Source organism: Paenibacillus endophyticus (assembly GCF_014192395.1).
In the GTDB taxonomy this organism is placed as follows: domain Bacteria; phylum Bacillota; class Bacilli; order Paenibacillales; family Paenibacillaceae; genus Pristimantibacillus; species Pristimantibacillus endophyticus.
The window spans coordinates 146346-161015 of record NZ_JACHXW010000003.1 but is presented as its reverse complement, the minus strand read 5'-3'; the positions used below and the strand labels follow the sequence as shown (position 1 = coordinate 161015).

14 protein-coding genes are annotated in these 14670 nt (G+C 48.0%); 12 read left to right on the top strand and 2 right to left on the bottom strand.

The window, feature by feature from the left end; genetic code table 11:
- Positions 1-131: 131 nt before the first annotated feature.
- From FHS16_RS06225 to FHS16_RS06205, 5 genes are all read left to right on the top strand, one after another.
- Positions 132-1799 carry a GspE/PulE family protein gene (locus FHS16_RS06225; RefSeq protein WP_183560504.1) on the top strand — a complete coding sequence of 556 codons (1668 nt, stop codon included), beginning with the start codon at positions 132-134 and terminating at the stop codon, positions 1797-1799.
- A gap of 34 nt (positions 1800-1833) precedes the next feature.
- Positions 1834-2871: a type IV pilus twitching motility protein PilT gene (locus FHS16_RS06220; protein ID WP_183560016.1), complete on the top strand. Its 1038-nt coding sequence runs from the start codon at positions 1834-1836 to the stop codon at positions 2869-2871.
- A 33-nt stretch (positions 2872-2904) separates the two neighbouring features.
- Entirely contained in the window at positions 2905-4116 is a 1212-nt protein-coding gene (locus FHS16_RS06215) for a type II secretion system F family protein (RefSeq protein WP_183560014.1), read from the top strand.
- Positions 4117-4333: 217 nt separating this feature from the next.
- Positions 4334-4699, top strand: coding sequence for a prepilin-type N-terminal cleavage/methylation domain-containing protein (locus FHS16_RS32235; protein WP_183560012.1), 366 nt, complete (start codon positions 4334-4336; stop codon positions 4697-4699).
- 67 nt (positions 4700-4766) lie between these two features.
- On the top strand, positions 4767-5540 hold the full coding sequence (locus tag FHS16_RS06205; RefSeq protein WP_183560009.1) for a prepilin peptidase: 774 nt from the start codon (positions 4767-4769) through the stop codon (positions 5538-5540).
- On the opposite strand, the gene FHS16_RS06200 is transcribed toward FHS16_RS06205, so the two are convergent.
- Positions 5537-6052 (bottom strand): PulJ/GspJ family protein, encoded by a 516-nt coding sequence (locus tag FHS16_RS06200; RefSeq protein ID WP_183560007.1) that lies wholly within the window; start codon positions 6050-6052, stop codon positions 5537-5539. The genes FHS16_RS06205 and FHS16_RS06200 overlap by 4 nt on opposite strands.
- Before the next feature lie 14 nt (positions 6053-6066).
- Positions 6067-6522 (bottom strand): prepilin-type N-terminal cleavage/methylation domain-containing protein, encoded by a 456-nt coding sequence (locus FHS16_RS06195; RefSeq protein WP_183560005.1) that lies wholly within the window; start codon positions 6520-6522, stop codon positions 6067-6069.
- A 72-nt stretch (positions 6523-6594) separates the two neighbouring features.
- On the opposite strand from FHS16_RS06195, the gene FHS16_RS06190 reads away from it, so the two are divergent.
- From FHS16_RS06190 to hemG, 7 genes are all read left to right on the top strand, one after another.
- Positions 6595-8535, top strand: coding sequence for a hypothetical protein (locus FHS16_RS06190; RefSeq protein WP_183560003.1), 1941 nt, complete (start codon positions 6595-6597; stop codon positions 8533-8535).
- A gap of 36 nt (positions 8536-8571) precedes the next feature.
- A complete protein-coding gene (pilM, locus tag FHS16_RS06185) occupies positions 8572-9615 on the top strand; it encodes a type IV pilus biogenesis protein PilM (protein WP_183560001.1) in 1044 nt (347 codons plus the stop codon).
- Positions 9612-10214: a PilN family protein gene (locus FHS16_RS06180; protein ID WP_183559999.1), complete on the top strand. Its 603-nt coding sequence runs from the start codon at positions 9612-9614 to the stop codon at positions 10212-10214. The genes pilM and FHS16_RS06180 overlap by 4 nt, the downstream gene beginning before the upstream one ends.
- 2 nt (positions 10215-10216) lie before the next feature.
- Positions 10217-10906 carry a hypothetical protein gene (locus FHS16_RS06175; protein ID WP_183559997.1) on the top strand — a complete coding sequence of 230 codons (690 nt, stop codon included), beginning with the start codon at positions 10217-10219 and terminating at the stop codon, positions 10904-10906.
- A 209-nt stretch (positions 10907-11115) separates the two neighbouring features.
- Positions 11116-12186, top strand: a complete 1071-nt coding sequence (gene hemE / locus FHS16_RS06170) for a uroporphyrinogen decarboxylase (RefSeq protein ID WP_183559995.1) — start codon at positions 11116-11118, stop codon at positions 12184-12186.
- Positions 12179-13132 (top strand): ferrochelatase, encoded by a 954-nt coding sequence (gene hemH / locus FHS16_RS06165; protein WP_183559993.1) that lies wholly within the window; start codon positions 12179-12181, stop codon positions 13130-13132. Before hemE ends, hemH begins: the two co-directional genes overlap by 8 nt.
- Before the next feature lie 5 nt (positions 13133-13137).
- Positions 13138-14607 (top strand): protoporphyrinogen oxidase, encoded by a 1470-nt coding sequence (gene hemG, locus FHS16_RS06160; RefSeq protein ID WP_183559991.1) that lies wholly within the window; start codon positions 13138-13140, stop codon positions 14605-14607.
- Positions 14608-14670: the final 63 nt, after the last annotated feature.

Here is a 14670-nt window from a genome sequence, read left to right as displayed (position 1 = left end):
AATGGATAAAATAGGTCCAAAGTCATTGACAGGAAATCTATTCCTTGCTTTAATTAAGTCAAGTTTCAACATTGTTTGCGGCGCATTCTACTTTATTTGCAAATCTATGATTAGTTGGTTGGTGATGAATGATGTCAGGAGCCCGTAAGCGAATAGGAGATTTGCTAGTCGAGTCTGGTGTAATTACCCAAGAGCAGCTTCAGCAGGCATTGGTTCAGCAGCGGGAATTAAAGACAAGACTCGGTGATGTGCTCATTTCCAAAGGATACATAACGCAGCAGCAGTTCATTGAAGCACTGGAGTTTCAACTGGGCATTCCGCATGTGCAAATTTATCGTCAGAAGATCGATCCGAAAATTATTCAATTAATTTCCCAGAAGCTTGCAGACCAGCATTGCGTCATGCCGCTTCGCATGGAAGGCAATAGACTGATTCTTGCAATGGCCGATCCACTGGATTATTTTGCGATTGATGAGATCAGAATTGCAACGGGACTTCGAATTGAACCGGTGATTGCTTCTAAGGATGAGCTTGTTCGTGCTATTAATCGTTTTTACGGATTGCAGGATACGATTGAGCAAATTAGCCAAAACCTGCAGCTAAAAGATATAGATGAGGATCATGCAATACAGGATGAAGATTCTCCTGTCGTAAAAACCGTTAACCAAATTATCGTGCAGGCCGTTCAACTTGGCGCAAGCGATATTCATATGGACCCGCAGGATGGCAGTTTTCGGATCAGATACCGGGTGGACGGCGTTATGCGGACGGAGCGGACACTGCCGCCCAATATGCACGGCATTATCGTAGCCCGCATCAAAATCATGGCTAACTTGAACGTTGCCGAACGCCGTTTGCCGCAAGATGGCCGGGTTGAGCTGGATATCGATTTTCGCAAGGTTGACGTTCGGGTTTCCACGCTTCCGACCATTCATGGGGAGAAGGTCGTCATTCGAGTGCTGGATTTAGGCAATTCACTCGCTGACATATCGAAGTTAGCCTTATCCGAGCGCAATGAGGCGGTCTTCCGCAAAAGCATAGAAATGGCCTACGGCGTCGTCCTCATTACGGGACCTACCGGCAGCGGCAAATCAACGACATTGTATTCCGCGCTCGCGCATTTGAATAAGGAAGATGTCAATATCATAACCGTAGAGGATCCTGTTGAATATCAGCTGGAAGGCGTTAATCAGGTACAGGTCAATCCGCTGACGGGCCTAACGTTCGCAAGAGGTTTAAGGGCGATACTTCGGCAGGATCCGAATATCGTTATGCTTGGAGAGATCCGTGACTCGGAAACGGCGGAAATATCAGTCAGAGCAGCTATGACAGGGCATCTCGTATTAAGTACGCTGCATACGAATAATGCGGTCAATTCGATTACGAGATTGATCGATATGGGCGTAGAACCTTTTCTCATTTCCTCAGCGGTTAATTGTATCGTTGCGCAGCGGCTAGTCAGACGTATATGTGTGCATTGCAAACAGAAATACACGCCAATCGATAAGGAGCTGGAATTAATTGCTGAGCAAGGCATCCATGTTGAGTATCTTTATCGAGGCGCCGGCTGCGGAGAATGCGGTCGTACGGGATATAAGGGACGATTGGCGATTCACGAGGTTTTGCTCATCGACAATGAGATGCGTGCATTAATTATTTCGAAGCGCTCCGACAATGAGTATTACGAGCATGCCTTAAAGCAAGGGATGATCCCGATTATGGCTGATGGATTAAGCAAGGCTGTTGAAGGCCAGACAACAGTAACCGAGGTGTTCCGCGTTCTTGGACACGGAGAGTAGACAAGCATTGTTCGGGAAGGAGGTTGCTGTTCATATGCAAGCGGAAGAATTGCTTTATCTCGCGCATGCCAAGCAGGCGTCCGATATACATATTACAGTCAACTCACCTGTCATTTTCCGAATACATGGTGAGCTGGTGCCCTTAAACGATACATTTCTTAAGCCAAAGGACACGCTGGAGCTCGCGAAGCAATTTATGACCGATGAGAGCTACGAGACGCTGCAGTTAAACGGCGATGTTGACTTTTCATACGGCGTTGCAGGCTTAGCAAGATTCCGGATTAATGCCTATAAACAGCGCGGAAGCGTGGGCTTAGCCATTCGGATTGTCCCGGGAAGAATTCCCTCAATGGAGGAGCTGAGGCTTCCCCGTATAGCAGCAGAGTTTGCCAAAAAACCACAAGGCTTACTCCTCGTAACGGGGCCGACGGGGAGCGGGAAGTCAACGACATTAGCATCGATTATCGATCATTTGAACCATACGGAGAACGCTCATATTATTACGCTTGAGGACCCGATTGAATTTATTTATGACCATAAGAAATCAATGGTTAACCAAAGGGAAATTGGACTCGATACACCCTCCTTCTCCCAAGGCTTGCGGGCTGCACTGCGGCAGGACCCAGACATCGTACTGGTTGGCGAGATGAGAGATTTAGAGACGATCAGCACGGCGATCAGCGCAGCTGAGACGGGTCATCTCGTATTTGCCACCTTACATACAGCCGACGCGCCGCAAACGATCGACCGGATTATAGATGTCTTCCCGCCTGCTATGCAATCGCAAATTCGGATTCAGCTTGCGGCCGTTCTGCTTGGTGTCATCTCTCAGCGGCTGCTGCCGAAGCCGAACGGCAACGGGCGGATTGGAGCATTCGAGGTGCTCGTCAATACACCGGCCGTAGCCAACTTGATTCGAACGGAGAAAATTTATCAAATTCGCTCCGTTATGCAGACTGGCAAGTCGCAGGGCATGCAGACGATGGAGTTCGCGTTGCGCGAGCTTGTCCAGCAGGGACATATCCGAATGGAGGATGCCCGCGAGGCACTGTTCGGATTCGGTGAGCTATAGGAATGACAATCGAGTTTTAATGGGGTTGGTATGATGCCGAAATATCGGTACAAAGCGGTTACTTCCAGCGGCAAGAAGTCTTTCGGTACCCAAGAAGCGAATACGATGCAGCGGGCACGAGAAGCGCTAGTTGAAAAAGGCTTGTGGGTAACAGAGATTATGGATGCGAACGACACGACGCTGTACAAGGAAATTTCGCTTGGCGGTCCTCGAGTCAAAATGGATCATTTTACGGTGTTCTGCCGGCAATTGGCTACGACGTACCGTGCGGGTGTCAGCTTGGTCGAATCCGTGCAAATCCTAAGCGAGCAGACGCCAAGCAAAACGTTGTCGAAGCTGCTGGTCATTATTGCCGAGGAAATGAGGGGTGGCAAGCAGTTCTCGGAATCGGCTGCGGAATATCCGACGGTATTCACATCGGTGTTCGTCAGCATGGTTCAAGCAGGCGAGGTTGCCGGTAATTTGGACACGATGCTGGACAGGCTGGCCGTTTTCTTCGAGAAAGAGCGCAACACGAGAGAAAAGGTTAAATCAGCCATGGTTTATCCGGCGGTCATGCTTGTGATGATGGTGCTTGTCGTTATTTTTATGATGCTGTTCGTCATACCGCAGTACGTCATTAGCTTCGAAGGAATGGGCATTGAGCTTCCGCTGCCGACTCGAATTGTCATGGCAGTCAGTGAATTTATGCAGGGCTACTGGTACGTGGTCATTGCCGCGATGTTCGTGCCAACTATCGTATGGAAGCTGATCAGGCGTACGGCAGCAGGCAGGCAAAAGCTCGATTATTTCCTGTTGAAAATTCCTGTATTCGGCACGTTGTGGCATAAACAGGCTATCGCTCGCTTCGCCCGTACGTTTAGCTCCTTGATTGCAGCGGCGATCCCGCTTATGCAAGGCTTATCAATCGTATCGAACGTAGTCGGCAATGAAGCGATTGGCAAGGTCATTTCCGACATTCGTGAGAAGGTGCTTAGCGGGGAGTCGATGTCCGAACCGCTGAAGCAATCCAAGCTGTTCCCACCGATGGTCGTGCAGATGATCGCGATCGGCGAACGGTCAGGGGCAACGGAGGACATGCTGGATAAAGTAGCGGATTTCTATGAAGCGGATGTCGATCAGATGGCCGACCGTTTAAAGGCGCTGCTGGAGCCGTTAATGATCGTCCTGCTAACTGGCGTAGTCGGTGTGATCGTCATGGCGGTAATGATGCCAACGTTCAAAATGATGCAAAGCTATTTGTAGCCTTTGACAGGTGCAAGATGGCAATTCGGTCTGAGCATAGGTGTACCCCATGCTCAGAGCAGCTCTACCTTTAATTGCTAGTCTTGTTATTCAAGAAACTAGCCATTGCATGTATCTAATGTTAGTAGGCAAGTGCGCAATTTCTTGTCCTATTAATATAGTTTTATTCGTGTTACCCGTACCAAAAAAAGTTTGTCAAATTGAGAGGAGAATGTTTATGTTGATGGCATTGAAACGGAATCAAAAGGGTCTAACGCTTATCGAGTTGCTTGCAGTACTAGTTATCGTGGGGATTATTGCGGCTATTGCTATTCCGGCTATTAGTGGGACGATTGAAAAATCAAAAACTAAGGCGGATACAGCAAGTGAACAAATGATTGAAGAAGCAGCATTACGTTATTTTCTTGAAGAAGATCCAACACCAACTACTGGAAATACTGCTACTGTTGCTCAATCTGATCTTGTCACAAAGGGATACCTTAACAAAGCAGTGGTATTTAATGATAAAGCAGATAGAACAATTACTGGAACAAAAGGAACCGGCGGTTGGACAGTCAAAGTAGCCAAAGTACCAGCAACATAATGTTTCGGTAGAAAGGCAACCCACTAGGGTTGCCTTTCTATAAAATTTCAAGCAAGGAAGAGAGAAAATGATTGTATTATATATATTTGTTATTGCGCTTTTGGGCATGCTTGTAAGTGGCATTCTAAGTGCTATAGCGATACAATGGGACACACGCTTTCAGTCCGTGAACCCGCCAATCTATGCTCTGAATAAGCAAACCAAACAGCGTTATTTCACCCTAATACCGCTATTTAAAAAAATAATGTCCGGCATTAACCAAAGAAAAATAAAACCTTCAATGGCATGGCGTTATGCCCTAGGGGAATTTATGACTACGGTTTTGTTTGCGCATGCAGCTTACACAATTGGATGGGAGCCTGAGCTGCTCGCTGTGTTGTTTTTTATTTCCATTCTCGTCATCATCGTGCAAACCGATCTTACCGATATGATTATTCCAAATAAAGTGGTGGCGGTCGGCGTAATCGGAGCTATTGTGATTCGATTATTCATTCATCCGCTTCCGTTGTTGAATTATGGTATCGCTGCGCTTGCTGGCAGCGGAGCTTTGCTGCTCATTGGCATCATTAGCAGTTGGATATTGAAGAAGGAGACGATGGGTGGAGGGGATATTAAGCTTTACGTGTTCATCGGCTTAATACTCGGGGTAAAGCTAACCTTGCTCAGTCTGTTTCTCGCCAGTTTATTTGGATTAATCGGGGGAATCGTTTTACTTGCAACCGGGGCTCATTCAAAGGGCAAAACAATACCGTTCGGCCCGTATATCGCAGTTGGAGCATTAGCGGCCTATTACTGGGGGAACGGCTTAATCGATTGGTATTTATCTTTTTTATCATATTAGCTCTGTCTCTGCGTGGTATATACGACGGTAGTCGTCTTTTTGCTCGTATGGTTGGGCAGGATCATGGTGAGCGTAATTTCGATACGGCCATCCTTCACATTAAAGAGAATATCCTCAATCTTATCCGAAAAAGTATATGTGGAGGAGGGTGAGGCTGCATCGTTTCCGTTCGCATCTCTTGGGGTGTAGGTGACGGTAAGCGACTTCTCGGAGCTGTTATACCTGTAATCAACAGCCTCGTCATTCTCGGCGCTTAGCAAGCGAAGACTGCTGGAGCTGCTGACCAGCGTCGCGGGAGCGTAGCCATTGCGAACCGTCTTGACAACTTGGGTCACAATATCGCGAGATTGCTGCAATGTTTTCTCTCTGCTAGATACTTGTTGAAGACTCGTATTCGAATAGTTGAGCAGGTAGATTAGGAATCCCAAAATAATGGCTGTAAGGACGAGAACACCGGTTACTTCGACCAGCGTCAGCCCTTTTTCGTTTTTTAGCCATTTATGCATCATCATCACCCGCAATCCTCTTATTTAAATTCTACAAAGGCTTCCAGTTCGAATTCTTTTTGTGTGGATAAATCGATGCATGTAACGGTTACGCGCCTGAAAATAGAGTCTAAATCAGACACGACGCTATTGGTAAGCGGTACGGCACCTAGCGTAGTTGCGTGCGATTGAATCTGTAATTCATACCGTCGATTGCTGGCATCCGGATAATAGATAATAGATGACGAGCGGTCGCGAAGCTGTTGGAGCGGTATTGCTTGTCCGTACACAGTCGTACTTGTCGCAGTGGATTTCAGCTTGTTCTTGATTTCTTCCATCACGTTTCTGGCAGCAACAACGGCATCATCGGTTTTTTCGTTAGATTTGGTATCGATAGAGGACTGCTGCAAAATGTATGTAATGCCCAGTACGGCAATGCCGAGCAGAACGATCGAGCCCATGACTTCGATCAACGTTAATCCTTTCTGATTGCGCATCGGCAGCTCCTTTATAGTAAAGTAGTCGGATTGATTTACTCATAGAATAATATGTTTAAGGAGGAAAAGGCAATGACAAATTCTCTGAAGTCCGAAAAAGGCGGAACGCTTATGCTTGTTTTTGGATTTATCGTCATGCTTTCGATCGTGGTTGCTCCGCTAGCGATGAGTACGAATATCGGTCTGCTTCAAGCTAAAACGAATGCAAATTCGGAGCAGTCGTTTACTGAGGCCCACTCGGGCATGACCGTTTTCGCGAGAATGTATGAGGATATGAAAAAGGTAGATAACACGGAGAATACAGTTGCTAATATCGAGCGTCTTGTCCAAGCCGTTAATGATATGGATGAATTGGATGTCCAAGCAGTCATTGTTAAAAACAGCTCGGGTAAACCGATTGCCGTTACATTTGAAGCCAAACATGGTGTTGGCAATCAAGTAAGGTCGAGCAAGCTGAACTATAAGCTAGAGCCGGTTTATGTTCCGACTACACCGCCGACAGTCGTCATTCCGACGCCATCGCCGACACCAGGCCCAACACCTACGCCGACGGTTCCTGCACCGGGAACAGGCAATAAGGTCCTACTTAAAAATAGCACGACAGTCCAAAACAATAAGCTGTTTGCGGCTTGCTACATTTTGCCGGCAACAGGTCAGGCCCTGCCTTTGACTCATATTCTGAATACCTTTACGGATACACAATTTCAAGGCTGGTTCGGTGACACGGCAAATTACTATTTAAACCAATCTGCTGCCGCGATTACGAACGCCTTCCAAAATGTATTCTCCGACAGTCGGTACAGCGACGTTGCGGCACTGAATAGTACGGTGACTTCTACAGAAATCTCCAAATACCAGACGGGACCTGCGATTATTAACGCTGGAAATGTGAATATAAGCGGATCGCCCAGCACGGTTATTACGAGCCCGGTAGTCATTAATAAAGACAGCAACGGCAACGCGGTCGTCGCGAACGGCAATTTATACTTTAAGGATATCGTTAAAGCGCCTATATTGTTTGATGGTGATGTGCGTGTAGGCGGCAATTTGGTTTTTCGACAACTAGATGACAACAATACCATTACCTTTAACCATAATGTACTTGTCAAAGGAAATGTGGTGATAGGCGAAGGTACCATAGATAACCTTGTTATCGAAGGGGATCTCATCGTAGGCGGAAATCTAACGGTCAAAAACACATTTGATAATCTCATCGTGAAAGGCGATATCATTGTTGCGGGAGACGTAAATATCGACAGCACGGTTCTGAGATGGCATGTCAACGGAGGTATGGTAGTCAAAGGCAATATGACAGCTACGAATGGCATTACGAGTTTAGACGTGAAAAAGAGCGTGACGGTTAAGGGAAACTTGAAACTAACCAATCCCGTGTCTGAGAGCAGGGAAGGCGTTACGGGTAAATTCGCGATCGGAGGATCGCTGCAGGTCAATGGCGTGTTGGAAATAAGAAATTCAGTGTACGGTTTCACGATTGAAGGAAACGTCATCGTAAATCAGGATTTCACGTTTTTTAACGTGATTGAGAAAAATATGAAGGTAAAAGGCTCGATTTATGTGAAGGGGAATTTCTCGCTGAATAACACGGTTCACGATTTCAACGTTGACGGGAACGTTGTCGTAGATGGAAACTTTACGGCAGCCAGTACGCTCGAACGAAATTTCGTAATTGGCGGCTCCTTGGTAACAAAAGGGAGCATTGCCTTCCAGAATACGATTAAGTCTAATGTGACAATGAAAATCGGTGAGAACCTTATTAGCAAAACCAATCTCACATTTAATCCATGGACGCTATACGGAAGCCTTGATATTGGGAATATGCTGCTCGTGTTCAAAGATGCCACATTTCACAATTTGGACAGCGATTGGAAGAAAAACACGATGAAAGGCTTTTATGTCGGCGGGACAACCTCATTTAACGAACAATATGCGCAAAGCTGGTACGTGAATGACCTGGACTCAGGCGGCCGGCAAGAAAGCATATGCATCAAATAATAAGATTAAGCTTAGCTGCCGTGAGGGGGATGCAACATGAATCAATCCATACTAAGAAAGCTAGCAAACGGGCATCAGACCTTAGGCATTGAAATTACAGACAGTCAAGTAAAAGTTTGCGAGGTACAGCAAAAGGGGAAAAAGGAGCTTCGGCTGTTGAACTACGCCTCGGCGCCATTGCAGGCGGGCATCGTCGATGACGGTAAGGTCATCGATAAGGTAAAGCTGCAGGAAGCGTTAAAATCCGTTTTGGAATCCAAAAGGTTTACTACCAAATACGTTCATTTTGCGATTCCGAGCCAGATGGTTATGGTCAGAAGCTTGAAGCTTCCAGACATCATCAATGTGGAGCTGAAGAAGCTTGTGCAATTCGAAATGAAAAATAATCTAAGCATGGCGTTCGATGATCCCTCCTATGATTTCATCAAGCTGCCAAAAGCAGCGCCGGAGACGAAAGAGCTACCGCCTGAAGAAGACAACTTGCGCGATGTGCTTGTCGTCGCCGCATCAACAAGCATTTTGCAGGATTACGTCGATGTTTTCGAACAGTTGAAATTAATACCGTGCAGCATCGAAATCAAATCATTTTCGCTGCTAAGGCTTGCAGAGTGGGGACGTATTCAGTCCGAAGGCATCCATCTTCTAGTCCACGTAAATGAACTAAGCGCTGACATTACGATTATAGAGGACGGCCAGTTCAAGCTCATGCGCAATGTTGAAGTTTCATTCAAAACGATCTTAAGCGAGACTTCCGAAGAGAACAATGCGTGGCTGAACAGCTTCTCGAGTCCAGAGCAAACCTATTTGAACGCTGTTCAGGATCTAATAGGCGAGCTAGAGCGGCTAATGAATTTCTATTACTACAATTTAAATAAAGGCGAGCGAACCTTCAGCCAAATTTGGCTAACGGGTGACGTGCCTAATATCGAAAAACTTACGGCTTTAATGGATGATGGCTTGACGCCTCCCGTATCCCAGCTGATGTGGGACAGCTTGCCCGTCGCAGGCAATGCGGGAGCCTGGAGCGTTCCTGCGTATGCCGTGCCGCTTGGCCTGGCATTAAGGGGGAAGGAAGCATGAAGTCGATTAACTTATTGCCCGCAAAGCAAAAAAACAGCTCGCGCAATCCTCAATTGCTTCCGCTCCTCTTATTGCTTTTTATTCTGCTGCTAGGCGCTCAGGTGTATTATGTTGCTTCATGGCACTCGGAAGCGGGCGGCGTAGAACAGGAAAGGCTTCGTCTGGAACAAGAGATTAACCAGATCCGAACGAGCGGGGACTTGAAGGTTAAGGTGGACGCGTACAAACAGGCGGAGCAAGCATTATCAGGCTTGGAACAATCACGGACCGAATGGAAGCCATACCTAAAGGCGATCATCGGAAACCTGCCATTAACCGCCAAAATCGTAACGGTGAGCGTAGCGGACGGGTCCAAAATAAATATGGAGCTTGATTTCAAAACGAGTGCAGAAATCGTCATCTACATGCAGAAGCTTGAAGAGCAAGAGATACTGAAGGACGTGGTCTTGACCTCTTATTACAAAAAGGTAGACAACGACACTTCATCAGTTGCTGTCCCATCGGGCGCAAATGGTGGTACGACGATCAAAACGGTAAGAAAAGAAGTGTATAAGTTGACGCTGGACATTGCTATTGCGAACGAGAAGGGAGCTGAATGAAGATGGAACTGAAATGGAAGTCTTCCAAGCAGCCCCTTTCACAAAGCCAGATGCTCTATATGATCGGAATTGCATTGTTTGCGGTTTTAAACATAGCATGTTTGTTTCTATATATACTTCCCGAGCTGGATACGCTCAAGCTGGCCAAAAAAGACGTCGTACAATTCGGCGCAACGCTTGAGTCGGTACAAAATGAATATTCGACCGAAAAAATACCGGATGATCAAATCGCTAAGCTAGCGACACGCATACCGTTTGAGAGAGTCGATTCCGCAAACCTTGTTTTTTTTCGTCAAATCGCTGCAGCATCAGAAACGCCGCTTGCCTACGTCAAGCAAGCAACAGGGAATGAAGGGGAGCAGGGGCAATCAGACAGCACCGTAAGCGACAACGGAACGGTAATAACTAGCTTTGAGGTTGTGGTCGTCGGCCACTTGCCGAATCTTCTAACGTATATTGACCAGCTGCACAATTTCCCTCGCCTGTTCGGCTTGAAGAAGTGGAGCATGACCGAGTTGACGAAGGAAGCGATAACGACAGAGTATCCGGATCTCTACACAAACTCCTTCATTAAAAAAGACCAACCGATTCTTTCGTTGCGAATGAACATCCAATCCTATATTTTCTCGCAATTCGCAGACGCTTTTCATCAAGCTAACGCGCAAGAGGAAGTGCCGGATAAAGCGGCATAGAATAAAGTATATAATGTGGTGTAAGATGGCTTTGTTAGCGGCGCAAGCTTGCTAATAGATAAAGCCATCTTTTTTTCATCCATCCTTCATGCTCGATATGATTGATTGTCATACTATTGTCATAGGAACCTTAATGACGGCGGTTGTTAGGTTTGATGAAAAAGGGCATAATGGTTACATAGGAAAATACTTAGAAATGGGGAACGGGAATGTCTTATAACGACCGTTTCATACGGGCTTGCCAGAGAGAACATGTCGATCAAATACCTGTATGGTACATGCGTCAGGCAGGAAGATACGATCCGGATTATCGCAAAATCAAAGAAAAATATTCATTGCTCGAAATATGCAAGCAGCCGGAGCTGGCGGCAGAGGTTACATTGATGCCGGTGCGCAAGCTGGGCGTGGATGCGGCCATTCTGTATTCTGATATTATGAACCCAGTAGCTTCGATCGGCATAGATTTTGATATTGTGGCGAACATCGGCCCGGTCATAGCGAATCCGATCCGTTCGGCTGCTGATATTGAGAGGCTGAGGCCAATCGATGTTGAGGGCGACTTAGGCCATGTCATTGAAACGATTCGCATTTTGGATAAGGAGCTTGAGGTTCCGCTTATTACGTTCGCGGGAGCTCCCTTCACGATTGCAAGCTATTTAATAGAAGGAAGACCCTCCAAAAACTATTTGCGCACCAAAGAAATGATGTACAGCGAGCCTGAGCTTTGGCATGAGCTAATGCGCAAGCTCGGCGATATGGTCATTACTTATTTGCGTGCGCATATGGCAGCTGGCGGCAAAGCGTTTCAAATATTCGACAGCTGGGTTGGCGCATTGACGCCTGCTGATTTCCGGAAGTTCGTATTGCCAACGATTGAACGGATTTTCTCGGAGCTGTCGGATTTGCCGCAGCCGAAAATTTATTTCCCAGGCGTAAGCTCGGGCGAGCTATTGCCTGAATTGCATAACGTTAAAGCGAATGTCATTGGTCTTGACTGGCGCGTTTCCATTGAAGAAGGCAGACGCAGGCTGGATAACGGCTTTGCCGTGCAAGGGAATCTAGATCCTACGATTCTGACTGCGCCAATAGGGGTAATTGAATCCTATGCGAAAGAAATTATTGACAGCGGAATAATAGAGCCTGGATTTATTTTTAATCTAGGACATGGGCTGTTCCCAGAAGCATCCATCGAGAAGCTTACGGAGCTGACCGCATTTGTGCATGCTTATTCAAGGAAAGCAATTGCGGCGCGCAGTCAAAAGGAGGCAAGTCATGTCTAAGCATGATGGCAAACGGATCGGCGTATTGGTTATGTCTTATGGCACACCAGAGTCGATGGATGACGTTGAAGCGTATTACACGCATATCCGTAGAGGCAATGCACCAACGCCAGAGCTGCTGGCCGAGCTCAAAGGACGATACGAAGCGATTGTAGGCGGCGTATTCCCGCTGCGCGAGAATACGAACGGACAAGTGGCCGGATTGCAGGACAAGCTTGAGCAGCTGGCGCCTGGGCAATTCAGCTGTTATCAAGGCTTGAAGCATGCGAAGCCGTACATTGAGGATGGCGTTCAGCAGATGGCTAACGACGGCATCACTGAAGCGGTCGGAATCGTATTGGCGCCGCATTTCTCCACCATGAGCGTAGGAAGCTACATTAAGCGCGCAGAAGAGAAGGCGAATGAGCTTGGCATCACAATGACGTTCGTTAAGCAATATCATATGCATCCGAAGCTGCTCCTGGCGCTGACCGAACGCGTAGCAGACGGCGTAGCCAGACTTGCGCCCGCGGCAGGGGGAGCAGACAAGGTGAAGGTGCTGTTCAGCGCGCACAGCTTGCCGGTCAAGATTCGCGAGCTCGGCGATCCTTACGAGCAGCAGCTGCTTGAAACCTCAGCAGCGGTTGCTAAAGCGGCGAACGTGAGTGACTGGCAGTTTACGTGGCAAAGCGCGGGGCGGACACGCGAGCCTTGGCTTGGTCCCGATATTTTGGAAACCTTGCCTGTGCTCGCGGAAGAAGGCGTGAAAGCGGTGCTTGTCGCACCGGTTGGCTTTGTTTCGGATCATTTGGAGGTATTGTATGATCTGGATATTGAAGCGCAGGCTGCTGCAAAGAAACTGGATGTGGCATTAGATCGAATCGCGATGCTCAATCGCGATCCACTATATATGGAAACGTTGGCGGAGTCGGTCATCGAGGCACTGGCTAGCCTTGGGAAGGAATGAACGAGATGCGGAGAATCGGAAAGCCTGATCGAATTGTCATTATTGGCGGGGGGATCAGCGGACTGAGCTCCGCTTTTTATTTGCAGCGGGAAGCGGAGCGGCAGGGCAGGGAGCTTGAACTAACTATCGTAGACAGCGCTCCTGTTTTTGGCGGTAAAATAAATACGCTGCAGCGTGACGGTTTCGTCATCGAGAAAGGGCCGGATTCTTTTTTGGCTCGCAAGCTAGCTATCATTGATTTGGCAACGGAGCTTGGCCTAGAGAAAGAACTGACAACGACCAATCCCGGAGCGAAAAAAACATATATTCTGCATGAGCGGAAGCTGTTTCCGATGCCTGCGGGGCTTGTTCTTGGCATACCTACCGAAATCGCGCCATTCGTAAAAACGGGCTTGCTGTCTTGGGGCGGCAAGCTGCGCGCACTTATGGACCTGGTGATTCCGGTGCGCAAGGAGGAGACGGATGAATCGCTGGGAGGATTTCTGGAGCGACGCGTCGGCAATCAGGTTATGCGCCGAATTGCCGAGCCGCTGCTAGCGGGCATTTATGCCGGAGATCTGAAGAAGCTTAGCCTTCTGGCAACCTTTCCGCAATTTGCGGCATCCGAGCGAAAGCACGGAAGCTTGATCCGCGGCATGCAGCATAACCGCAGAGCAACCGCGGCTGCTGGTGCTCTGCCTGCCGTTGCAAAGGGCGGAACCTTTTTGACCTTTAAGGGAGGCTTGTCCACGCTTGTCCAAGCGCTGGATCAAGCACTGAGCAAAGCAGATCGGCGTCTGGGGACAAAGGTAACAGCCATTCATCGAAATGATGAGCACCATGCAAGTGCAGGAGGCAGCAACAACGAGACTGTCGAAGGAGCCAGATACGAAATCGTGCTCGACAGCGGCGAGAAGCTGCAAGCGGATCGCATTGTCATGACGGCACCGGCGTATAACGCGGCAGATTTGCTTGAACCGTTAGCGGATTGCAGCGAGCTGCGGGCTGTCAATTACGTATCCGTAGCTAACGTCGTCATGGCATTCGAGAAATCGACGTTCGGACTTGATTTTGACGGTTCGGGCTTTGTCGTGCCTCGCTCCGAAGGCTTGCGGATTACCGCTTGCACATGGACATCTAATAAGTGGCTGCATACGAGCCCGGATGATAAAGTTCTGCTGCGCTGCTATGTAGGCCGCTCCGGCGATGAGGACTGCGTCAAGCTGCCCGATGCCGAGTTGACCAAGGCGGTGCGCCGCGATATCGAAGAGACGATGGGCATTAAAGCAGAGCCGAATTTTGTCGAAATTACAAGACTGCCGAAATCGATGCCGCAATATCCGGTAGGACATGTAACCAATATGAAGCGGCTCCGGGAACGCTTCGAACAGGAGCTGCCGGGCGTATGGATAACCGGCGCAGCTTTTGACGGCGTGGGGCTTCCGGATTGCATCAGACAGGGCAAAGAGGCGGCACAAGCCATATTGAATCCTTAAAGCAATATTTGTTTTCCTCTAGCAGGCGGTTCGTTGCTATAATGGAAGAGTCTAACTATTCAT